Genomic DNA, 20,407 nt, shown 5'->3' on the forward strand with positions numbered 1-20,407 from the left:
GCGTCCAGGGCGTCGGCGATCTGGTTGATGGTTGCGTCGAACCGGATCACGTCCCCGGTACGGCCCTTCACGTAAACGGCACTGGTGCCGTGGTCGTCGGAGCGGCCGACCCATACTCCGTGTTCGCGGGCCTTCTGTTCGGCTGCGGCCTGGGCGGCTTCGGGGTCGGCGTCCCAGAGGGCGGCCTTGACGATGTTGCGCAACTGGACGGGGCCGACGGTGTCAACGATGGCTACGACTCGGGCGTCGACGAGGGCGGCTGCTTCCATCGAGAGTTCGACGCAGGCGGTGGCGATCTGGCGGGCCTTCCAGGCAGTCACTTCCCTGGCCTTGATGCGTTGCCAGATCAGTGGCAGGCGGTGGCACAGTGCGAGGGCCTGGCCGATGTACTTGGCCGCCGATTCGGTGGATACGCCGTGCACGACGCCGTATTCTGCGACGGCGAACTCGGCGACTCCTGGGCAGCCTGGTCCGCCGTAGCGGATGCCACGCTCCCCGCCAGGAGACCTCTGATCGCCGGGGATCATCGCCGGGCTGGGATGCAGGTCGGCAAAATGCACAGCCAGCAGCAGCCGCTGGATGCCTGCCTCATTTTCCTGGGCCTGCTCCCGCGCCGACGCGGCGAGGGTCTTCGCCGCGTCTAGATCTGCTAGCTCATATTCGAACATAAGATCGATACTACTCTCGGTGAGCGGTCATCGCAAATCGCTTCGGCGCCGGATCTCCTTATCCACAAGGGAAAACTTCGCCGCCGGCGAGCGAAGGCAGAACGAGTAGACTGAGGTATGAATGGTGAAGGCCGGAGCTTGCCGGCGCCTTGTGTGGTGGTGTTGGTAGGGCCGGGAGCAGCGGGGAAGTCGACGTGGGCCGCGGAGACGTTCGCGGGTGACTTGATCGTGTCGAGTGATCGGCTGCGGGCTCTGGTCGGTGCTGGTGAGGACGATCTGGCGGCCAGTGCGGATGCCTTCAAGTTGCTGGAGGAGATCGTTCGGCAGCGGATCGACCGGCGGTTGACCACGGTGATCGACACTTTGGGACTGGATCGGGAGAGGAGACGAAACTGGCTGGCATTGGCAAGAGAACAAGGCGTTCCGTGTGTGGCGGTCGCCTTCGATACCCCGGCGGCAGAGTGCCGGCGGCGCAATCGGGAGCGGGCCAAGCGAATCCCCGCCGATGTGCTGACCGGTCAGCTCAAGGCCTGGGCGGCGGTCAAGAGGGAGCTGCCGGACGAGGGGTACGACGACATCCTGACGCCCGGTGCGATCCGCGTCGTACCGCAGGCGTTTGTCGAGGCTGGGCAGGCGGCGCGGCGGCAGGAGAAAGACCCTACGAGGTTGACGTTCGGCCTGCAGTTGAGCAGCTATACCCACAAGGCCGGTCGCACGACTACCGGCGAATGGGTCAGGGAGGTCGCGAGGAGGGCCGAGGCGGCTGGGTTCGACAGCATCTACGTGATGGATCACTTCCGGCAGATTCCACAGGTCGGCCGGGCTTGGGAGGACTTTCTGGAGAGTTGGACGACGCTGGCCTATCTCGCGGCCTGCACCGAGCGGCTGAGGCTCGGCACGCTGGTCACCGGCATCACCTATCGCAACGTCGCTCACCTCGGCAAGATCGCCGCGACGCTCGATGTACTGAGTGGTGGACGCGCGATCTGCGGGGTGGGGCTCGCCTGGTTCGAGCAGGAGCACAAGGCGTATGGCTGGGACTTTCCCTCAGTCAGCGATCGATACGCCCTGCTCGAGGACGCGTTGCAGCTGCTGCCGGTGTTATGGGGACCAGGCAACAAACCCTGGCGCGGCAAGGTCCTCGACATACCGGAGACAGCCTGCTACCCGCGACCACTGCAGGATTCCCTACCGATCCTGCTGGGCGGCAGCGGCAAACGCACGCTCCGCCTGGCCGCCCGGTACGCCGACGCCGCGAACGTCTTCGGTGATGCCACCAAGGTCCGCCAGTACGCCGACTACCTGGCGGCGCACACCAAGCCCGACCGGGAGCCCCCGCGACTGACGCACCTGTCGACCACGCTCATCGGCAAGGACCACCACCACGTCACCGCACTCGTAGACCAACTCCGCCCGCGCAACCAAGACCCCGCCAAGTACGCCGCCGCAGTCAACGCCGGCAGCATCCCCGACCAGATCGGCCGCTTCCGCGAACTAGCCGAAGCCGGCGCCACAGAGGGGATCTTCAGCCTGCCGAACCTCGACGACGACCTCACCCCACTCGAGACCGCCGGCGAGGTCATCGCCGCCTTTCGCTAGTCCAGCTTGAGCTTCAGCAGTGCGTTCTCGATCAGCTCGGGCATCGCGGGGTGGATCCAGTACTGGCCGCGGGCCATCGTGTGGGCGTCCAGGCCGAAGCTCATCGCCTGGATGACGGGCTGGATCACGGTCGCCGCCTGCGGGCCGATCACGTGGCAGCCGAGGATCTGGCCGGTGCCGGGATCCGCGAGGATCTTGGCGAAGCCGGTGGTGTCCTCCATCGCCCAGCCGTATGCGATATCGGCGTACGCCTGGCGGCCCACGACGTACCGGACGCCCTGCTCGATCGCATCTTCCTCGGTCAGCCCGATCGACGCGACCTGCGGCGAGCCGAAGACGGCATGCGGCACGTAGCGATGGTCGGACTCGATCCGGTCCTCCGGGTGCAGCAGGTTGTGCTGCACCACCCTCGCCTCGTGGTTGGCGACGTGCTTGAGCTGGTACGGCGAACAGAGGTCGCCGAGCGCGTAGATCCCCTCGACCGCCGTCTCCTGGAACTCGTCGACCACGACGCGACCGTCCGGCTCCAGCTCGATCCCGGTGGCGCCGACGTTCAGGACATCCGAGTTCGGCGTACGCCCGACGGCGACGAGCAGCTCGTCGACCACCAACTCCTCGGCGCCGGACGGGCTCAGCGTCTTCACCACGATCCCGTCGTCGCGCCGCTGCACCCCGATCACCTCGTGCCTGAACTTGACGGCATACCGCTCCCGGGCGATCTCGGTGTAGCGCTCCGCGATCTCGCGATCCTCGTGCCGCAGCAGCAGGTCGGAACGCACGATCATCGTCACGTTGACGCCGAGCGACGAGAACACATGCGCCAGCTCGGCCGCGACGAAGCCACCGCCGATGATGCCCAGGCGCCCCGGCAGCCGATCCATCCGCATGATCGTCTCGGAGGTCTGATAGTCGATCTCGTCGAGGCCAGGGATGGACGGCACGATCGGCCGGCTCCCGGCGGCGAGCACGAACCGGTCAGCGGTCAGCACCTCGACCTGCCCGCCCTCGATCGCCGTCACGGTCAGCTCGTTCTCGGCGGTGAACCGCCCGGTGCCGTGGTACAGCGTCACGTTGGCGTTGTTCGCGTGGTGCAGCCGGTACTCCGACCCGCTGATCGAGATCGGGTCGATCCGGCCGAAGATCCGGTCCCGGATGTCCGGCCAGCGCACCCCGGTGAGCTGCTCGTCCACGCCCAGCCGGGAACTGTGCGAGGGGACGGCGGCCAGGTCCGCGGTGTGCACGAACATCTTGGTCGGGATGCAGCCCACGTTCAGGCAGGTGCCGCCGAACGTTCCGCGCTCGACGATCGCCACCTTCCAGTCCGCGAACTGCCTGGTCACGATCGTGTTGCCGGAGCCGCTGCCGACGACCACCAAGTCGTAATGAGCCACACCCCATTGTGCGTGTGGCAGCAAGTGGCCCGTTTAGGCGACGACTCGGGGCTTGGTTGTGAGGGTGGACTTCTCGCCCAGGAGGTCGGTGGTCGGGGTCAGAATCTCGAGGCGGGGGCGCGGCAGCAGGTGGGGGCGGATCGCGAGGCCGCGGCGGCGGGAGAAGTACAGGACCGAGGCGGTGGTGCCGAGCAGGGTGAGGCTGCCGCCGACGATCAGTGACCAGCGGGCGCCGAACTCCTGGCCGACCCAGCCGATGAACGGCGAGCCGAGCGGCGTACCGCCCATCAGGACCGTCATGTAGAGCGCCATCACCCGGCCGCGCATGGTCGGCTCGATGCCCAACTGCATGGTCGCGTTCGCCGCGGTGAGCATCGTCAGCGCGGCGAAGCCGACCAGCGGAAGGACCAGCGCGAAGGACAGGTACGTCGGCATCAGCCCGCTGACGATGACCATCACCCCGAAGGCCAGCGCGGCGCCGATCACCAGTCGGCCCCGGGTCCGGACCCGGCGGGCCGCGAGCAGCGCGCCGGCCAGTGAGCCGATCGCCAGGATCGAGCCGAGGATGCCGTACTCCCCCGCGCCCATGTGGAACGCGCTCGTCGCCATCAACGCGGACGTCATCTGGAAGTTCAGCCCGAAGGTGCCGGCGAAGAACACCGCGACCAGCACCATCATCAGGTCAGGACGGCGCCACAGGTACCGCATGCCGTCGCGGATCATGCCCTTCTCCCGGGCCGCGACCTTGGGCGTGTGCAACTCGCTGGAGCGCATCAGGTGCAGGGACAGGATCACCGCGGCGTAGCTCAAGCCGTTGATGATGATCACCGGCCCGGTCCCGATCCAGTGGATCAGCAGGCCGGCCAGCCCCGGGCCGATCAGCCGGGCGGCGTTGAAGGACGCGGAGTTCAGGCCGACGGCGTTGGACAGCTCGTCCTTGCCGACCATCTCGACCACGAACGCCTGCCGGGTCGGCGCGTCGAACGCGGTCCCGATCCCGAACAGGAAGGCCAGCGCGTACACGTGCCAGGCCTCGACCACGCCGGTGACGGTCATCGTGCCCAGGACGAGAGCGACGGCGCCCATCGCGATCTGGGTGATGGTCAGCACCCGGCGCTTGGGGAACCGGTCCGCGATCAGGCCGGCATACGGCGAGACCAGCAGGGCGGGGAGGAACTGGAGGCCGGTGACGATGCCGAGGGCGGTGCCGGAGTGGGTCAGCTCCAGGACCAGCCAGTCCTGGGCGACCCGCTGCATCCAGGTGCCGACGTTGGAGATGATCGCGCCGGTGGCGTAGAGCCGGAAATTGCGGACCTTGAACGCGCGGAAGGTCGGACTCATGTAGCCGCCAGGCGTTCGAGAACAGGGGCTGCCTTGCGCAGGATGTCGCGCTCCTCAGGGGTCAGTTTCTTCAGTTTCGTCTGCAGCCACTCGTCGCGGCGCCGGCGGTTGGCATGCAGCAGGTCGTGCGCGGCCTGGGTCAGCTCGACCACGATCTGGCGCTTGTCGGTCTCGTGCGGGCGGCGAGCCACCAGGCCCGCCTCCTCCATGTTGGACACGATCCGCGTCATCGACGGCGGCTTGACCTGCTCGTGCGCGGCCAGCTCGCCGATCGTCATCGCGTCGTGTTTGCCGAGCGCACCGAGCACGCCGAGCTGGTTGGCGGTCAGGTCGTGGCCCTCGACGCGCTGCCGGCGGATCTGCCGGGACAACCGCAACGTGGACGACCTCAGGGCGCTGGCCAGCCCGACGTCACTCTTCACCTGCTGGGCTACGACTTCGGGCATATCGTTAGCTTAACTCATTACCTTTGCTAAACAAAATGATCTTGCTAGGGTTCGCGCATGGCGACATCAGCGGAGCTGGCCCGGTACGAGCAGCGGTTCCGGCGGGCCGGGCTGCCGCTGTTCATCGAGGACTTCTCGCCGACCCACGACATCTTCAGCCGGGCGACGCCGGTGCTGGCCCTGGTGTTCATCGCGGAGATGCTCGGTGCCACCTCGCTCAGCTGGCACTGGTGGCAGAACCTGCTCGCCGCCGTCGGCGGGCTGGCCGCCCTGATCGCGGGCTTCGGCCTGCTGAACGGTCTGCGCGGCCGCCGGTTCTGGTCCTTCCCGACCCGCTTCGGTACGCCGGAACTGGCCGTCTTCGTGCTGCTGCCCGCGCTGCTGCCGCTGGCCACCGAGGTCCAGCTGCGCCAGTTCTTCGGTGTTGCCATCGGCAACCTGCTGCTCGTCGGCGCGGTCTACCTGGTGGTCGGCTACGGCCTGATCGGTACGACGGTCTGGGGTGTCCGCCGGCTCGCGACCGAGCTGGCGAACTCGCTCGCCAGCCTGGTCCGCGCGCTTCCGTTGCTGCTGGTGTTCTCGCTGGTGCTGTTCGTGAACACCGAGATGTGGCAGGTGTTCGCCGGCATGCCGGTCACCTTCATCGTCATCCTGGTGGTCGCCTTCGCCCTGCTCAGCGACCTGTTCCTCATCCTGCGGCTACCCAAGGAACTGGACGCGATCGAGCGCGACGCCGGCTCCGGCCCGCCGTTGCGCCGGGTCCAGCGGCTGAACCTCAGCGTCAGCCTGGTGATCCGCCAGTGGATGCAGGGCCTCGTGGTCAGCACCGGCGTCGGCCTGTTCTTCGTCGGCTTCGGCCTGCTCGCGATCAGCCGGCACATCTACGAAGGGTGGGGAATCAACCCCGGCTCCTGGTCCCACGAGTTCACGCTGCTCGACCACAAGTTGCTGATCAGCGCCGCGCTGGTAAAGGTCGCCATCGGCATCGCGACCTTCACCGGCCTGTACTACTCGATCTCGCTGATGACGGACGCGACGTACCGCGAGGAGTGGCTCGACAACGTCACCGACGAACTCCGCGAGCTCTTCACCGCTCGCGCCGAGTATCTAGAGCTTCGCGCAAGAAGTTGAGCTGGTGCCGCATCAGTCTCCACCCGCCGCGGGTGCCCCGCGGCAGTTTACCATCAGGTGAGCCAGTCTCCGAGCGGGCCGATCGCGAAGTAGACGACGAACAGGGCCGACACGATCCACATCAGCGGGTGGATCTGACGGGCCTTGCCGCGGACCACCTTGAGCAGCACGTAAGACACGAATCCGGCGCCGATACCGGCCGAGATCGAGTACGTGAACGGCATCAAGATGATGGTCAGGAAGGCCGGGATGGCCACCTCGAGATCGTCGAAGTCGATCCCCTTCACCTGCGCCATCATCAGGAAGCCGACCAGCACCAGGGCCGGGGTGGCCGCCTCGTACGGCACCAGCGTGACCAGCGGCGCGACCACCATCGAGATCAGGAAGCAGACACCGGTCACCACACTCGCCAGCCCGGTCCGTGCCCCCTCACCGACACCCGACGCCGATTCGATGTACGACGTGTTGCTGGACACCGAGGCGGCACCACCGGCGGCGGCCGCGACGCTGTCGACGATCAGGATGCGCTGCGTGTTCGGCGGGTTGCCGTCCTTGTCGAGCAGCCCGGCCTCGGCTCCGATCGCGGTCATCGTGCCCATCGTGTCGAAGAAGTCGGCCAGCATCAGCGTGAAGATCAGCAACAGCGCGGTCACCACGCCGACCTTCTCGAACGAGCCGAACAGGTTGAACTCGCCGATCGTGTCCAGGTTCGGCGTGGTGATCCAGTCTTTCGGCAGCTTCGGCACGGTCAGGCCCCAGCCACCCGGGTTCTCGGCGGTCCGGGCGCCGATGTCGACAATCGACTCGACCACGATCGCGAGCACCGTCGCGGCCAGGATGCCGATCAGGATCGCACCCTTCACCTTGCGCGCGTACAGCGTGATGATCAGCACCAGGCCGACCACGAAGATGAGCACCGGCCAGCCGCGAAGGTTGCCGCCGACACCGAGTTCGACCGGCGGTCCGGCCGGCGACGACGGACGGCGTACGAAGCCCGCGTCGACCACGCCGATGAAGGCGATGAACAGGCCGATGCCTACGCTGATCGCGATCTTGAGCTGCCGTGGCACCGCCTCGAAGACCGCTTTACGGAACCCGGTCAGGACCAGGAGCAAGATGATGATGCCCTCGATCACCACCAGGCCCATCGCGTCCGCCCAGGTCATCTTGCTCGCCACGCTGAACGCCAGGAACGCGTTCAGGCCGAGCCCAGTGGCCAGCGCCAGCGGGAAGTTCGCGACCAGCCCCATCAAGATGGTGACCACCCCCGCGACCAGCGCGGTCGCGACGGCGATCTTGGCGATCGCGACCGCCGCGTCGGTGCCGCCACCGACGAACTGGCCGCTGCCGTCCTTGACGGTGCCGATGATGAGCGGGTTCAGCACGACGATGTAGGCCATCGTGAAGAAGGTGACGAGACCGCCACGGACCTCACGGCCCAGCGTCGATCCCCGTGCGCTGATCTTGAAGAAGTTGTCGAGAAACGCGGGACCGGAGCGGGCCGTGGGCGCCTGTGTCGAACTCATGACGGCATGGTGCCAGGTGGCGTTCGCCATGGCGAGCGATTCGGGCCAGCTAAGCTGGGAGCGTGTCAGATCCTCAAGAGCCGCCCGCCTCGAAGAAGCGGAACGACCCGACCAGTCAGCTGGCCCGCGGCGAGCTCGTGCACGCCGAGGTCAAGCCGCTGGATCTGTCCGGCATCCCGAGCGTGATCGTCGGCATCGTCGCCTGGGCGCTCGCGTTCGTCGTCGTCCTGATCTTCCGCGAGGACCTGAAGAAGAGCGGCGACGAGTGGTGGCTGTGGGTCACCGTCGCGGGCTTCGGCCTCGGCTGGATCGGCCTGCTGTACTGCCGGCACCGCTGGGCCGCCATCCAGGCCGGCCACCGGTCCGAGATCGAGGACTAGTAGTTCTCGGTCGCTTCCGCGTCGATTTCCGCTGCGGTCACTAGGATCTCTTCGTCCGACGGCGGCTCGTCGTCGACAGGGTTCAACGCCCGGACTGTCTCCATCGCCAGTTCGTCGTACCCGGTCGTGTCGAAGGCGTGCTCGGTCGACGGCTGGTCGGGGGACTCGATCACGGCGTCCGAGTGGGCACCGCAACCATAGTCGTAGGCGACGATGCGGCCGTCGCCCGGCGCCATCTCGTTGGTGCACGCGCCGAACGCCTGACCGAGACTGTCGTTCAGCCGGATCCAGTAGCCGCAGGCGAAGCACTTGTACGGAACTGCTTGCGCGATCGCCGACGCCGGGCCGAAGTCACCGGCGTACCAGCGCTCGGCGGCCTCCTCGCGACCGATCGGCGACAGCACCCGCTCGCGACCGAGGCCGAGCTCGTCGACGACGGCCAGTACTTCGTCAGGCTCGCCGGTGTCGGTGTAGCCGGGCTCGAGCCGCAGGTCCTCCGCCAGCGTCGGGAACAGGTCGCCCGGGCGCAGATCGCCGGGCTGGACGCGCTCCGACCACGGCACCCACTCGGGCGCGACGATCGCCTCGCCACCCGGCAGCATCACGACCTCGTTGATCGTGACCGTCTTGGCGCGCGAGGCGCGGGTCAGCGTGACCGCCCAGCGCCAGCCGCGGTAGCCGGCGTGGGTGGAGGCGAAATAGTGCGTGACCAGTCGCTCACCGTCGACCTGATGACCGAGGTGGTCACCGACCTGGGCGGCGCCGGCCTCGGCGATCGCCGCCTCGCGGGCAGGTTCGACCGCCGCGACGCAGACGGCGTCGGGCTTGCCTCGGACCGGTTCCGGAGTCTTGACGGGAGTCACAATCGGTCATTCTCGCACGCCCGCCGCCACGATTCGAACCGCGTGGAGACTCCGGTCTGTCCCCCTCACAAGGCAGGATGGTGGCATGGACCATCCCGACCCCGCAGACCGCCCGCGCCCACGCGCCGACGGGCCCGCTGCGAACGGCCGGAAGGAGAAGCTGGAGACCGCCGGCAAGAAGCTCGGAACCGCTGGGAAGAGGGTCGGGCAGGTCTCCAAGGTGGGGGCTGCTGCCACCGGCCGAGTGGGGAAAGCGACCGGGCGGCGAATCCGCGGGCTGACCGGCGCTCAGGGGGCCAGGGAGTCTGGACTCTCGCGGTTGATCGAGCTGGGCTTCGTCAACGCGGCCGGCGACACGGCCTTCGCGGTCTCGCTCGCGGGGACGGTGTTCTTCGCAGTACCGAGCTCGCAGGCCCGGGACCGGGTCGCGTTGTTCCTGCTGCTGACGATGGCGCCGTTCGCGCTGATGGCGCCGCTGATCGGCCCGGTGCTGGACCGGTTCCGGCACGGTCGGCGGTGGGCGATCGGCGCCACGCTCGGGTTGCGCGGATTCCTCGTCTGGAGTCTGGCCGCCTCGATTCACGACAGCTCGACGTGGCTGTATCCGGCCGCGCTCGGCTGTCTGGTCGCATCTAAGGCCTATGGCGTGACGCGCGCGTCCGCAGTACCGCGGCTGTTGCCGAAGGATGTCTCGCTCGTCACGGCCAACTCGCGGATCTCGCTCGCCGGTGTGGCCGGCGCGACCGTCGGCGCGGGTATCGCGGGCGCCTTCGCCGTAATCGGCCCGGAGTGGTCGCTGCGCTGGGCGGCCCTCGTCTACACGGTCGGCCTGGTCCTCGCGATCCGGCTGCCGAGCCGCGTCGACTCCCCGGCCGGCGAAGAGATGACCGGTACTGAGGGACGCGCTGCCCGGCGCCGGGCGGTCACTGCCGCGGTGGCACGCGGCATCCGGTGCAACCTCGGACTGCGGTTCGTGTCGGGCTTCCTGACCATGTACCTGGCGTTCCTGCTGCGCGACAAACCGATCGCCGGGATCGATGGAGTGGTCGCCGCCGGGGCGGTGATCGCTGCCGCGGGGATCGGGAACAGCCTCGGCACGCTGACGGGATCGTTGCTCAAGGCCCGTAAACCCGAGGCGGTGGTGCTCGTCGTGCTGCTCGCGGACACGGTGGTGGCGGTCGCTGTCGCGGTGTTCTACGGGTTCCCGTTGCTGATCGTGCTCGGTCTGGTCGCCGGGTTGTGCAGTTCGCTCGGCAAGCTGTCGCTGGACGCGATGATCCAGCGCGACGTACCGGAGACCGTGCGGACGTCGGTGTTCGCCCGCTCGGAGACGGTGCTGCAACTGTCCTGGGTGATCGGTGGCGCCTGCGGAATCGTGCTCCCGCTGATCCCCCGCCTCGGCTTCGGCTTCCTTGCCGGAGTACTGGTCGTCGCCGTCATCTTGGTCATCCGCCAGAAGCCGGCCCCACAACCCCCGTCGCGCCCGCGCTCGCGCTCGCGCGAGCCCGGCACCACCCGCACGATCATGACCACCGAGCCCGAACCCGAATCCATAGCCGAACGCCGAGCCGCCGGCCGCCGCACCACCCCCACCACCCGGCTAGAAGAACCAACCATCGAACTCCGCTTCGACCCCGGCTCCCCCGACCACCCGCCGCGCCCTACCCCACCAACCACTCAGCCGACGGTCGGCCGCTGGTGGAGCGGCCAGCCCGACGAAGACGACGACGAAACAGCCGTCGACGAGGCTCCGTGGGCCTCCGAACGCACCATCGAAACCAAACCCCCACGCCCTCCCCGCGAAGACCAGCACCCCACCCCAGAACCACCCCGCCGAAAAAGCCCCTTCCGCCGCCGCCCCCACTGACCACCAGCCAGCGGGTTCGAAGTGGCGGCCAGCAGAGTGCGGGGTCAGGGAGAATTTTCGGGTTCTCCCACGGACCAGTCAGGAGGGCCGATTTTCGCCGGGCTCGGGGTGACGGGATCGACCTTGGGCACGGGCCGGGCGTCGTTCGGCGGGTTGGGCGCCTGACCGGCGCCCAAGGTGAGTTGGGCGGGTGAAAAGGGGGCGAATGATCAGGTGTTGTCGGCTGACGGGGACCGGGATGGCGGGCACGTGAACTCGGGTGATCAGCTGACTGTGGTCAGCTCGGGTTTGTTGCCTTTGGCAACTTCGGCGGCGTGCGGTGCCGGGTGGGTGCCGCGGAGTACCAAGGTGACAGCTGCTGCGGTGGTTAGCAGGAGGATGGTGCCTACCAGGGCTGCGACGTTCGTGCTGTGGCTGAAGGAGTGGCGGGCTGCTGAGATGAGGGCTTCGCCGAGTTGCACCGGGAGTTGCGCGGCGACGGCGGTTGCTCCGGCGAGGCCTTCGTGGGCGATGGAGGCGGCATCGGTGGGGACGGTTGGTGGGAGGGTCAGGTCGCTGAGGTAGGCCGCGGTGCCGATGCTTCCAAGTACTGCGATGCCTAGCGCGCCGCCGAACTCGCTGCATGTTTCCATCAGGGCGGAGGCCGAGCCGGCCCGCTCAGGTGCGACCGCGCCGACGATCGTCTCGGTGATGAGTGACATCGCCATCACCAGGCCGGCCAGGCTGCTCTCGACGTGCATCTTGGTCAGTACGCCGAATCCGCTCGCCGCGATCACGAAGCCGAGACCCAGCACGTACGCCCGGTCGAACTTCTGCGCCAGCGCAGCACCCAGCGGCGCAGCGCCTGCGACAACCACCGACGGCACCAGCGACCACAGCGCCGCCTTGAGTGGGCCCATGCCGAGCACCAGCTGCAGGTACTGCGTCATGAACACCGCGTTGCCCACCAACGCCAGCGCCGGCAGTACCGCGGCCAGCGACAGCACCGAGCTGAGCAGGTCGAACCGGCCCTTCACAGCAGTCTTGAACTCGGGCAGCAGCAGCGGCGCGAGAACCAGCAGCAGAAGCATCGCCGGCGTGTTGATCAGGAACACCGAACCCCACCAGAAGTGCTCGAGCAGCACGCCGCTGAGCACCGGGTCGTGGAACAGGTTCCGGATCAGCGCCAGCGTCGACGGCATCAGCGTCGCGCCGCCGATGCCGAGCACCGCGCGGGCGGCGATCAACTGCTCCAGCGGCGGCCGATCCGGTCGCCGAGCGAGCCCATCGTGATCAGCAGGCCGGCCAGCACGAAGGCGTAGATGTCGAAGATCCAGAGCTGCTCGGTGGCCGTGACGCCGAGATCGGCGCTGAGGTACGGCACCGCGAAGTACAGGACCCCGAAGCGGGCTGGCGGGCCCGGATCACCGCCTGGGCGGTCGCCTTCCGGGACGCGACCCGACGATCGCCGGGAACCTGCGGTCGAGGCCCGCGGAGGACTTCGATGTCGACTACGACGCCGACGAGTTCTTCTTCGGCCTCGACACCGTGCTCGACGGCATCGAGGCGCTGATCACCCGCCGCGCGTCTTAGACGTCGAGCTTGTCGGCGACGCCGCGCAGTACCGTGGCGGCGCCGCGGGCGGCCTTGGCGTCGGGGTGGCGGCCGCGGCGGTAGCCCTCGCCGATGTTGTCGAGGAGCTTGATCAGGTCCTCGATCACCAGCGCCATCTCCTCCGGCTTCGGCCGCATCGCCTTGGCCACCGACGGCGGCGGGTCGATCAGCCGGACCTGGAGCGCCTGCTCACCCTTGCGACCCTCGACGACCCCGAACTCGACCTTCTGGCCCGGCTTGAGGTTGGTCACTCCGGCTGGCAGCGCCTCCGCGCGCACGTAGACGTCCCCGCCCTCCTCTTTGCTGAGGAAGCCGAACCCCTTCTCGGAGTCATACCACTTGACCTTGCCTACAGGCACGGGAACCTCTTCAGTGTCAATCGTCGGAACAGGACGGAGTTACCCAGCCTACGTGAAGCAGGAGGCCTGCGCCTCTAGAAAGTTTCTGATGAGGCAACGATTCCGCACCCACCTGGGGTCAGCGGTAGCGGTCGGGGTCAGCCAAGCGCTCGTTCATCGAGCCCGACCGGAATCCCCGGGCGTCCACGGCGGCCGCCGCGAAGCCCTCGGCGCGGACGAGTTCGACCAGCTCGCTGTTGTCGACCGTGCCGAGCAGGGCGGCGTCGATCTCGATGCTCGCCGACTCCCCGAGGTCGCGGACCCGCACGTTCTGGACGCCGTACGGCGTGAGGTGGGCGCGGATCGCCTGCTCGGCGCGGTCGACCCGGGCCAGCAGGTTCGGCGTGATCCGGATGCCGTACGCGATCCGGCTGGACAGGCAGGCCGCGGCCGGCTTGTCGGAGGTCTCGAGTCCCCAGCTGCGGGACGCCTCGCGGATCTGCGCCTTGGTCAGCCGGGCGTCGCGCAGCGGGGTGATCGCGCCACGCTCGAAGGCGGCCTTGATCCCCGGCCGGAAGCCGGCGATCGCGTCGTCGGCGTTCGTCCCGGTCGCGATCGCCGCGATGCCGAACTCGTCCGCGATCGGCTGCAGTGTCTCCACCAGCTCGGCCTTGCAGAAGTAACACCGGTCGCCGGCGTTGGCCTGATATCCCTCGCGGTCCATCTCGTGCGTGTGCGGCGTGACATGCCGAACGCCGATGCTGTCGGCGAAGTGCGCGGCCGGCTCCAGCTCGGCGACCGGCAGGCTCGGGCTGACAGCAGTCGCCGCTACTACGTTCGCCGGACCGATTGCACGCGCGGCCGCAGCCAGCAGGAAGGCAGAGTCGGCGCCACCGCTGAAGGCGACCACCAGGCTCTCGTAGCCGGACAGCCGCTTCATCAGGGCCTCTAGCCGCTGCTCAAGCACATACTCGTCCAGCCAGGCCGGGAACTCAGTCAAGTCGTTCAGTACGACGTCCGCTCCGTAAGCGCGCAGCTCATCCGCCGCGAACGGCCCAGTGGCCACGCTAACCGCGACAGCACCGGCAGCACGCGCTCCGTCGATGTCAGCAGTGTGGTCGCCCACGTAGATGGTCGCGTTGTGCTCCAGCAGCGCGATGCCCTTCTCGGCGCCATGCAGATCGCCGACCGGCTCGTCCACGTCCAGCCCGAGGTGCTCCAGATGCAGCCTGACACTCGGCTCGTACTTCGCCGACACCACAACCGTCCGTCCGCGCAGCGCCCGGATCGCGGTCAGCGACTCGGCCACCCCGGGCAACGGCAGGCTGCCGGTGATCGCGTGCGCCGGGTAGTGCTCGCGGTACCGCGCGACCATCTCGTCGACGCGCTCGGCCGGGAACCAGTTGGCCATCTCCCAGGTCAGCGGCGGCCCGAGCCGGCTGACCACCAGCTCCGTGTCGATCGGCACACCGGTCTCGGCGGCGAGCAGATCCCAGACGGCCTTGATGCCCGGCCGGGAGTCGATCAGCGTCATGTCCAGGTCGAACCCGACGACGAGCTCGGGCACATCACTGGTCAGAGGACTGGACTGAATCTCGGCGGTTGACACGTCCCCAACCTTACGTGCCCCGCTCCGGCCGCCGGTCTCGCATCCCGAAACGGCTCCTATGTCTAAATCGGATCACGCTCGCCGGCGATATCCCGGTCGGCATCGACGGCGTTCGCAGTACGCCGAGGACGGGGGACGCCACGCACTTCTCCGCTTGACGTTTGCTGGTCATGCGTCCGAGCTCTTGACATTTTGCGCTCGGATGTAAAGCCTGAGGCGTATGGACTCCTTCGCCGAGCGGACCAAGCGGCGGTTGCGTGACGAGTTGCTCGACGCTGCGTACGACGCGATCGTGGCCGGCGGGTACGACGGGTTGCGGATGGCCGACGTCGGGCGTCGTACCGGGGTGTCCCGGCAGACCGTCTACAACGAGTTCGGCGACAAGTGGAGAGTTCTGCAGGCCGTCGCGGCGCGGGAGACCGAGCGATTCCTGGTCGATGTCAACGACGCCCTGGCCGCACATGCCGACCCGATCGACGGGCTCCGTGCCGCAGTCGAGCGCGCCCTGAATCTCGCGGCGGACAACCCGCTGATCAAGGCCGCGCTCGGCCAGCCGGGGTCCGACCAGGCGAGTCAACTGCTGACCACCCGCGGGCAGCAGGTGCTGGAACTCAGCCATCAGCGGCTGGACGCGCACGTGCGTGAGCACTGGCCGGAGGTGCCGGCCGAAGACGCGACTATCTGCATGGACGTCGCGCTGCGCGTCGTACTGAGTCACATCGTGAACCCCGGTGCGGCTCCGGCCGTGGTCGCCGATCAGGTCGCCCGGGTGCTCGGTCCGTTTCTGAGCTCCAGGAGGTAGTTATGACGGCGAATCCCCTTCACCGGCAGGGTTTCAGCTCGCTGCGGGAGGGCGGTCTCAACTGGGACGCGCTGCCGCTGCGGCTGTTCGACAAGGGCAATCGCAAGTTCTGGAATCCGCGCGACATCGACTTCAGGCAGGACGCGAAGGACTGGGAGAGCTTCACCGATAACGAGCGCGAGGCGGCGCTGATGCTGTGCGCGCAGTTCATCGCGGGCGAGGAGGCTGTCACCGAAGACATCCAGCCGTTCCTGGCCGCGATGGCCGCGGAGGGCCGGCTGGGCGACGAGATGTATCTGACCCAGTTCTGCTTCGAAGAGGCCAAGCACACAGCGGTCTTCCGGATGTGGCTGGACGCGATCGGGATTACCGACGACCTGCACAGGTACATCGAGAACAACCCCGGCTACCGGGCGATCTTCTACGAAGCGTTGCCGGTCGCACTGAAGTCCCTGGCCGACGACCCCTCGCCCGCCAACCAGGTGCGGGCCTCGGTCACCTACAACCACGTAGTGGAAGGCACGCTGGCCTTGACCGGCTATCACGCGTGGAACCTGCTCTGCACCAGCCGCGGCGTACTCCCGGGCATGCAGGAACTCGTCCGCCGCATCGGCGACGACGAACGCCGCCACATGGCCTGGGGCACCTTCACCTGCCGCCGCCACATCGCCGCCGACGAATCCAACTGGCAGGTCGTCACCGACACGATGGAAGACCTGCTCCCACACGCCCTGACGCAGATCCAGTGGGCCCTGGACAACATGCCGGAGATCCCACCGGAGATCGACCCAACCGCCCTGATGACCTACGCCGGCGACCGCGCAACCCGCCGACTCAACGCGATCGAATCAGCCATCGGAGCCGACGTGACCGGCATCGACCTCGACTACTCCCCCGAAACCCTCGAAGACACCTTCGGCCAGGAAGACACCGCCGCCCTCGCCGCCGTCCGCTGAAAACCAGGGGACCGAACAAGGTCACAAATGTAGCCTGACGACGTCCTTGCCCGGGTCGCCCATGTGGGGCAAGAGGTCGCACAGCTCGAAGTCGAGCTCGCTCAACGGCTCGCCGAGGCCGGCTGCCCGGTGGGCGCCTTGGAGCCTCGGGTGGACCCGCTTGTGTACAAGCGCGATGGCTTCGCAGTGACGCTGTGGATCTACTACGAGCCCGTGACACCTCACGTCTCGCCAGTCGACTACGCCAAGGCGCTGGAGCGGCTGCACGCTGGCATGCGCATGGTTGAGATGGCGACCCCACGGTTCACGGCTCGAATCGCGGAGGCGGAAGAAATCGTTGCCGACCCGGATCTCTCGCCGGAGCTCGCCGGCGCAGACCGCGTGTTCCTCAGCAGCAGACTAGGAAGCCTGCGACGGGCGATCGACGACCGCGGCGCATCCTGACAACGTGCTCAGCACGAAGAACGGCCCGTTGCTGATCGACTTCGAGACGTGCTGCCGCGGACCCGTCGAGTTCGATCTCGCCCATGTTCCCGAGGCGGTCTGCGAGCACTACCCGGGTGTCGACCGAGGACTGCTGGACGAGTGCCGGCAGCTCGTTCTCGCGATGGTCGCAGCGTGGCGTTGGGACGCTGGCGACCAGTTTCCGAACGGGAGGCGATTCGGAGAGGAACTGCTGCGCTCGCTGCGCGAGGGTCCTCCTTGGCCGACACTCGACACGGTGGTCAGACGACTGGATGTCAGCTGAGTTTGTGAACCTCGGTGTCGGCTGGGGTTAGTCGGCGGCCGTCGGCGGCGTGGATCTCCAAGGGCTTGAGCGGCTTGCCGTTGCGGCGGTCGAGAAGTTTTGAGTGGGGTTCGCCGGGGGCGAAGGAGAAGGCTTCGCCCCATTGGCGGAGGGCGACGATGACTGGGAAGAGCGCCTCGCCCTTCGCGGTCAGGACGTATTCGTTGTGGGCGCCGGCCGGGGCCAGCTCGAGGATGCCGTTGTCGGTGAGCGCTTTGAGCCTTGCGCTGAGGATGTTCTTGGCGACGCCGAGGCTGCGCTGAAACTCGCCGAAGCGCCTACTGCCGTCGAACGCGTCCCGCACGATCAGCAGCGACCACCAGTCGCCGACCGCGTCGACAGACCGCGCGACCGGGCAGTCCGCCATTCCAAAACTCGTTCGCTTCACCATGGTTGCAACATGCTACCACCTGAGCCTACGGTAGCAAGATGCAACCACAGAGGATCCTCCTGGCAGTGGCCGCCGGCGTCGCGGTGGCGAACGTGTACTTCGCGCAGCCGCTGCTGGTCACGATGGGCGCCGACCTCGGGATCTCGCCGGGGACCGTCGGCGCCTTCGTCACCGTCACCCAGATCGGCTACGGGCTCGGCCTGTTCTTCCTCGTCCCGCTCGGTGACCTGATCGATCGACGCCGGCTGATCCGCCTGCAGTTCCTGCTGCTGGCCGCGGCTTTGCTCCTGGTCGGGATCGCGAGCCACGCCGCGATGCTGCTGATCGGACTGGCCGCAGTGGGACTGCTCGCCGTCGTCACCCAGTCGCTGGTCGCCTTTGCCGCCTCGCTCAGCGCACCCGCCGAGCGAGGACGCGCGGTCGGCACGGTCACCAGCGGCATCGTGATCGGCATCCTGCTGGCCCGCACCACCTCAGGTCTGCTCACGGACCTGGCGGGCTGGCGCTCGGTCTACCTGATCTCCTGCGGACTGAGCCTGCTGATCGCCTTGACGCTGTTCCGGACCGCCCCGCAACCACGAGCAAACCTCTCGTACTCCGCGCTGCTGCGCTCGACGCTGGCGCTCTGGCGAGAAGAGCCCGTGTTCCGCGCACGCGCAGTACTGGCGTTCTTCACCTTCGCCGCGTTCAGCACCTTGTGGAGTTCGGTGGTCCTGCCGCTCACCGAGAAGTCGTTGTCCCACACGGAGATCGGCGCGTTCGGCCTGATCGCCGCCGTCGGCGCACTCGCCGCCGGACCGGCCGGGCGGCTCAACGATCGGGGCCATGGGCAACTGGTGACGGTCGGTGCATCGGCGCTCCTGGCAACGAGTTGGTTGCTGATCGTCTGGACGCCACAATCCCTTTGGGCGTTGGCGATCGGTGCGATCGTACTGGACCTCGCCGTACAGGCTGTGCATGTCAGCAACCAGAGCCGCATCTACGAGTTGCGGCCCGAGGCGGGCAGCCGGCTGATTGGTGGCTACATGGTGTTCTACTCCGTCGGCAGCGGACTGGGCGCGATTCTGTCGACAGCGCTCTACTCCCGCTCCGGCTGGGTCGCCGTCTGCTTGCTAGGGGCAACCTTCAGCCTCGGCGCGCTGGCGACCGCAGGGCGACTCCAAGAGCAGCGAGAGCAAGCAGCCCCGCCAGCCAGGTGACAGTCGTGGTACCGAGGCCGTCCACCACTCGACCGCCGGCGAGCTCCCCGACGTACGCACCGGCCGGAACCCCGAGCACTGAGGCCACCGCGATACCACTGAAGATCAACGACGTCGCCGGTCCGACAGACCGGGCCGCCACCAGTACTGCGAACGTCGGCGCCCAGGCTGCCAGCAAGCTCGCCACCGCCAGCAGCACCATCAACCCGACTAGCACCGCCCGCCGGTCGACCGTGCCCAGTACGCGTGGCAACAGCGGCGCGGACAACGCCGCCACCAGTCCGGTCACCGTCAGCGTCAACCCAGCGGTCCCCTCACCGACCGCGAGTTCTCCGCCGGTCGGCGTCAGTAGTCCCACCGGCAGCATCTCCGCCGTCACCACGCTGAAGACGGTCACCGCCATCGCCGCCGCCGCGGCCCAACCCTTCGCGGCTGTTGCCTCGGGCCTCTGAAGTACCTGTGTCATGCCAGCTGCTCCGGTCGCTCGAGCACCGGATCGGCGGGCAGCTCGTGGAACGGACCAGCCGGCGGGTCCGGCTGACTCCGCTCGGCCGGGAGTTCGTGGCGTCGCTGCGTCTGGCGTACGCCGCTCTGGAGCGCGTGGTCGAGTCCACCCGGCAGACCGCGCGTGGAGTCGAAGGGCGACTGCGGATCGGGTTCCAGGGGACGGCGAACGACGACATCCTCTAGGCCGTCGCCGCGTTCCAGCAGCAGTACCCGGGCTGCACGATCGACGTCACCGAACTGCCGTTGAACGATCCGTTCAGCGCTTTGCGCAGACCCTCACGGTCTCCACCCGGCAGCTGATCCCGCCAGGCCCGGAAGTCCGTACGCTGCAGGAAGGCCTGTCGATGATCGCCTCGAACCGCGGCGGCATGCTGCTGTGCCATGCAGTTCTCGGAGCCGATATCCGCGGCGTTCCCCGGCCTTCACGGTCGAGTGCTCAGCGTGCTGGCCAGGACCGAGCAGGCACTGACCGGGCGCGCCGTGGCAGGGCTGCTGATCCCGCCCGCAAGTGTGAGTGGAGTACAGAAGGTGCTCGACGATCTGGTGCGCAACGGGCTGGTCATCGCCCGGCCTGCCGGCCGCGCGAAGCTCTACACGCTGAACCGGGAGCACGTCGCCGCGGCCGCGATCGGAGAACTGGCCAACCTTCGCGACCGATTCCTCAGCCGGCTCCAGTCCGAGGCCGCGACTTGGAAGGTGCCCGCCGCGGCTGTCTGGCTGTTCGGCTCCACCTCGCGCGGACAGGGCGGACCGGACAGCGATATCGACGTCCTGGTAGTGCGTCCGGACAAGATCTCCGACTCGGATCCACGCTGGCTGGAGCAGCTCGAAACCCTCGCCGACCACGCCACCCGCTGGTCCGGCAACCCCTGCGAGATCGTCGAGTACAGCAGCAGTGAACTGAAGCAACTCATCCGGCGCCGCGAACGCCTGATCACCGAACTCCGCCGGGACGCCATCCCCGTCGCCGGCACCTCACCCCACCAAACCCTGAAGTGAGTTAGGACGTGCAA

The 20,407-nt window shown here is 67.9% G+C and carries 23 protein-coding genes and 1 pseudogene; 11 read left to right on the forward strand and 13 right to left on the reverse strand.

Translation table 11 applies throughout. From position 1 onward, the window contains the following. Positions 1-668 (reverse strand): annotated as a pseudogene (locus A3ES_RS49710) (hypothetical protein); the annotation flags it as partial. A 117-nt stretch (positions 669-785) separates the two neighbouring features. Here A3ES_RS49710 and A3ES_RS0136745 point away from each other — a divergent pair. Then, a complete protein-coding gene (locus tag A3ES_RS0136745) occupies positions 786-2,267 on the forward strand; it encodes an LLM class flavin-dependent oxidoreductase (RefSeq protein ID WP_040456398.1) in 1,482 nt (493 codons plus the stop codon). Here A3ES_RS0136745 and A3ES_RS0136750 read toward each other — a convergent pair. The 3 genes from A3ES_RS0136750 to A3ES_RS0136760 are packed head-to-tail and all read right to left on the reverse strand — an operon-like array spanning position 2,264 to position 5,445. Then, positions 2,264-3,658: a mycothione reductase gene (locus A3ES_RS0136750; RefSeq protein WP_026163546.1), complete on the reverse strand. Its 1,395-nt coding sequence runs from the start codon at positions 3,656-3,658 to the stop codon at positions 2,264-2,266. The two genes, A3ES_RS0136745 and A3ES_RS0136750, sit on opposite strands and share 4 nt — an antisense overlap. A gap of 33 nt (positions 3,659-3,691) precedes the next feature. Next, a complete protein-coding gene (locus A3ES_RS0136755) occupies positions 3,692-4,999 on the reverse strand; it encodes an MFS transporter (protein WP_020391839.1) in 1,308 nt (435 codons plus the stop codon). Then, positions 4,996-5,445 (reverse strand): MarR family winged helix-turn-helix transcriptional regulator, encoded by a 450-nt coding sequence (locus A3ES_RS0136760; RefSeq protein ID WP_020391840.1) that lies wholly within the window; start codon positions 5,443-5,445, stop codon positions 4,996-4,998. The genes A3ES_RS0136755 and A3ES_RS0136760 overlap by 4 nt, the downstream gene beginning before the upstream one ends. A 57-nt stretch (positions 5,446-5,502) precedes the next feature. Here A3ES_RS0136760 and A3ES_RS0136765 point away from each other — a divergent pair, with 57 nt between their 5' ends. Next, complete coding sequence (locus A3ES_RS0136765) at positions 5,503-6,576, forward strand: hypothetical protein (protein WP_020391841.1); 1,074 nt, start codon at positions 5,503-5,505, stop codon at positions 6,574-6,576. A gap of 53 nt (positions 6,577-6,629) precedes the next feature. On the opposite strand, the gene A3ES_RS0136770 is transcribed toward A3ES_RS0136765, so the two are convergent. Further along, positions 6,630-8,102 carry an NCS2 family permease gene (locus tag A3ES_RS0136770; protein WP_026163547.1) on the reverse strand — a complete coding sequence of 491 codons (1,473 nt, stop codon included), beginning with the start codon at positions 8,100-8,102 and terminating at the stop codon, positions 6,630-6,632. A 62-nt stretch (positions 8,103-8,164) separates the two neighbouring features. Here A3ES_RS0136770 and A3ES_RS0136775 point away from each other — a divergent pair, with 62 nt between their 5' ends. Further along, positions 8,165-8,482, forward strand: coding sequence for a DUF2530 domain-containing protein (locus tag A3ES_RS0136775; RefSeq protein ID WP_020391843.1), 318 nt, complete (start codon positions 8,165-8,167; stop codon positions 8,480-8,482). On the opposite strand, the gene A3ES_RS49715 is transcribed toward A3ES_RS0136775, so the two are convergent. Beyond that, positions 8,479-9,345, reverse strand: coding sequence for a DUF3027 domain-containing protein (locus tag A3ES_RS49715; RefSeq protein ID WP_020391844.1), 867 nt, complete (start codon positions 9,343-9,345; stop codon positions 8,479-8,481). The two genes, A3ES_RS0136775 and A3ES_RS49715, sit on opposite strands and share 4 nt — an antisense overlap. A gap of 85 nt (positions 9,346-9,430) precedes the next feature. Between A3ES_RS49715 and A3ES_RS49720 the strand changes: the two genes are divergently transcribed. Next, positions 9,431-11,212 (forward strand): MFS transporter, encoded by a 1,782-nt coding sequence (locus A3ES_RS49720; protein ID WP_020391845.1) that lies wholly within the window; start codon positions 9,431-9,433, stop codon positions 11,210-11,212. A 263-nt stretch (positions 11,213-11,475) separates the two neighbouring features. Here A3ES_RS49720 and A3ES_RS49725 read toward each other — a convergent pair whose 3' ends face one another. From A3ES_RS49725 to larE, 4 genes are all read right to left on the reverse strand, one after another. Then, positions 11,476-12,438 carry an MFS transporter gene (locus A3ES_RS49725; protein ID WP_020391846.1) on the reverse strand — a complete coding sequence of 321 codons (963 nt, stop codon included), beginning with the start codon at positions 12,436-12,438 and terminating at the stop codon, positions 11,476-11,478. Then, on the reverse strand, positions 12,435-12,575 hold the full coding sequence (locus A3ES_RS55730; protein ID WP_020391847.1) for a hypothetical protein: 141 nt from the start codon (positions 12,573-12,575) through the stop codon (positions 12,435-12,437). The genes A3ES_RS49725 and A3ES_RS55730 overlap by 4 nt, the downstream gene beginning before the upstream one ends. 205 nt (positions 12,576-12,780) lie before the next feature. Continuing rightward, the gene (locus A3ES_RS0136795; protein WP_020391848.1) at positions 12,781-13,164 is read right to left on the reverse strand and encodes a cold-shock protein; all 384 of its coding nucleotides are present in this window, start codon (positions 13,162-13,164) and stop codon (positions 12,781-12,783) included. Positions 13,165-13,282: 118 nt separating this feature from the next. After that, positions 13,283-14,752 carry an ATP-dependent sacrificial sulfur transferase LarE gene (gene larE / locus A3ES_RS0136800; RefSeq protein WP_020391849.1) on the reverse strand — a complete coding sequence of 490 codons (1,470 nt, stop codon included), beginning with the start codon at positions 14,750-14,752 and terminating at the stop codon, positions 13,283-13,285. 220 nt (positions 14,753-14,972) lie between these two features. On the opposite strand from larE, the gene A3ES_RS0136805 reads away from it, so the two are divergent. The 4 genes from A3ES_RS0136805 (at position 14,973) to A3ES_RS55740 (ending at position 17,258) form a co-directional block, all read left to right on the forward strand. Continuing rightward, positions 14,973-15,554, forward strand: a complete 582-nt coding sequence (locus A3ES_RS0136805) for a TetR/AcrR family transcriptional regulator (protein ID WP_020391850.1) — start codon at positions 14,973-14,975, stop codon at positions 15,552-15,554. Positions 15,555-15,556: 2 nt separating this feature from the next. Continuing rightward, positions 15,557-16,510, forward strand: a complete 954-nt coding sequence (locus tag A3ES_RS0136810; RefSeq protein ID WP_020391851.1) for a R2-like ligand-binding oxidase — start codon at positions 15,557-15,559, stop codon at positions 16,508-16,510. A gap of 150 nt (positions 16,511-16,660) precedes the next feature. Beyond that, complete coding sequence (locus tag A3ES_RS55735; RefSeq protein ID WP_202806674.1) at positions 16,661-16,954, forward strand: hypothetical protein; 294 nt, start codon at positions 16,661-16,663, stop codon at positions 16,952-16,954. Positions 16,955-16,958: 4 nt separating this feature from the next. Beyond that, positions 16,959-17,258, forward strand: a complete 300-nt coding sequence (locus A3ES_RS55740) for a hypothetical protein (protein ID WP_202806675.1) — start codon at positions 16,959-16,961, stop codon at positions 17,256-17,258. On the opposite strand, the gene A3ES_RS0136820 is transcribed toward A3ES_RS55740, so the two are convergent. Then, positions 17,251-17,688, reverse strand: coding sequence for a winged helix-turn-helix transcriptional regulator (locus A3ES_RS0136820; protein ID WP_026163548.1), 438 nt, complete (start codon positions 17,686-17,688; stop codon positions 17,251-17,253). The genes A3ES_RS55740 and A3ES_RS0136820 overlap by 8 nt on opposite strands. Before the next feature lie 38 nt (positions 17,689-17,726). Here A3ES_RS0136820 and A3ES_RS49735 point away from each other — a divergent pair, with 38 nt between their 5' ends. Further along, positions 17,727-18,887 (forward strand): MFS transporter, encoded by a 1,161-nt coding sequence (locus tag A3ES_RS49735; protein WP_040456400.1) that lies wholly within the window; start codon positions 17,727-17,729, stop codon positions 18,885-18,887. Here the strand turns inward: A3ES_RS49735 and A3ES_RS53085 are convergent. Then, on the reverse strand, positions 18,814-19,353 hold the full coding sequence (locus A3ES_RS53085; RefSeq protein ID WP_202806676.1) for an MFS transporter: 540 nt from the start codon (positions 19,351-19,353) through the stop codon (positions 18,814-18,816). The genes A3ES_RS49735 and A3ES_RS53085 overlap by 74 nt on opposite strands. Between A3ES_RS53085 and A3ES_RS55260 the strand changes: the two genes are divergently transcribed. Continuing rightward, on the forward strand, positions 19,347-19,577 hold the full coding sequence (locus tag A3ES_RS55260; RefSeq protein ID WP_020391855.1) for a LysR substrate-binding domain-containing protein: 231 nt from the start codon (positions 19,347-19,349) through the stop codon (positions 19,575-19,577). The two genes, A3ES_RS53085 and A3ES_RS55260, sit on opposite strands and share 7 nt — an antisense overlap. Here A3ES_RS55260 and A3ES_RS55265 read toward each other — a convergent pair. After that, positions 19,574-19,777 carry a hypothetical protein gene (locus tag A3ES_RS55265; protein WP_020391856.1) on the reverse strand — a complete coding sequence of 68 codons (204 nt, stop codon included), beginning with the start codon at positions 19,775-19,777 and terminating at the stop codon, positions 19,574-19,576. The genes A3ES_RS55260 and A3ES_RS55265 overlap by 4 nt on opposite strands. Here A3ES_RS55265 and A3ES_RS49740 point away from each other — a divergent pair. Further along, positions 19,776-20,393, forward strand: a complete 618-nt coding sequence (locus A3ES_RS49740; RefSeq protein ID WP_020391857.1) for a nucleotidyltransferase domain-containing protein — start codon at positions 19,776-19,778, stop codon at positions 20,391-20,393. The two genes, A3ES_RS55265 and A3ES_RS49740, sit on opposite strands and share 2 nt — an antisense overlap. Positions 20,394-20,407 lie beyond the last annotated feature (14 nt).

The sequence above is a fragment of the Kribbella catacumbae DSM 19601 genome (assembly GCF_000372465.1).
GTDB lineage: Bacteria > Actinomycetota > Actinomycetes > Propionibacteriales > Kribbellaceae > Kribbella > Kribbella catacumbae.

Bases quoted from the DNA above. Each gene is read 5' to 3' on its own strand.
- A3ES_RS49735 (WP_040456400.1), top strand. From the start codon at position 17,727: ATGCAACCACAGAGGATCCTCCTGGCAGTGGCCGCCGGCGTCGCGGTG.
- A3ES_RS0136760 (WP_020391840.1), bottom strand. From the start codon at position 5,445: ATGCCCGAAGTCGTAGCCCAGCAGGTGAAGAGTGACGTCGGGCTGGCC.
- A3ES_RS0136810 (WP_020391851.1), top strand. From the start codon at position 15,557: ATGACGGCGAATCCCCTTCACCGGCAGGGTTTCAGCTCGCTGCGGGAG.
- A3ES_RS0136745 (WP_040456398.1), top strand. From the start codon at position 786: ATGAATGGTGAAGGCCGGAGCTTGCCGGCGCCTTGTGTGGTGGTGTTG.
- A3ES_RS0136770 (WP_026163547.1), bottom strand. From the start codon at position 8,102: ATGAGTTCGACACAGGCGCCCACGGCCCGCTCCGGTCCCGCGTTTCTC.
- A3ES_RS0136755 (WP_020391839.1), bottom strand. From the start codon at position 4,999: ATGAGTCCGACCTTCCGCGCGTTCAAGGTCCGCAATTTCCGGCTCTAC.
- A3ES_RS55265 (WP_020391856.1), bottom strand. From the start codon at position 19,777: ATGGCACAGCAGCATGCCGCCGCGGTTCGAGGCGATCATCGACAGGCC.
- A3ES_RS49720 (WP_020391845.1), top strand. From the start codon at position 9,431: ATGGACCATCCCGACCCCGCAGACCGCCCGCGCCCACGCGCCGACGGG.
- A3ES_RS0136820 (WP_026163548.1), bottom strand. From the start codon at position 17,688: ATGGTGAAGCGAACGAGTTTTGGAATGGCGGACTGCCCGGTCGCGCGG.
- A3ES_RS0136805 (WP_020391850.1), top strand. From the start codon at position 14,973: ATGGACTCCTTCGCCGAGCGGACCAAGCGGCGGTTGCGTGACGAGTTG.
- A3ES_RS49740 (WP_020391857.1), top strand. From the start codon at position 19,776: ATGCAGTTCTCGGAGCCGATATCCGCGGCGTTCCCCGGCCTTCACGGT.
- A3ES_RS0136765 (WP_020391841.1), top strand. From the start codon at position 5,503: ATGGCGACATCAGCGGAGCTGGCCCGGTACGAGCAGCGGTTCCGGCGG.
- A3ES_RS53085 (WP_202806676.1), bottom strand. From the start codon at position 19,353: ATGACACAGGTACTTCAGAGGCCCGAGGCAACAGCCGCGAAGGGTTGG.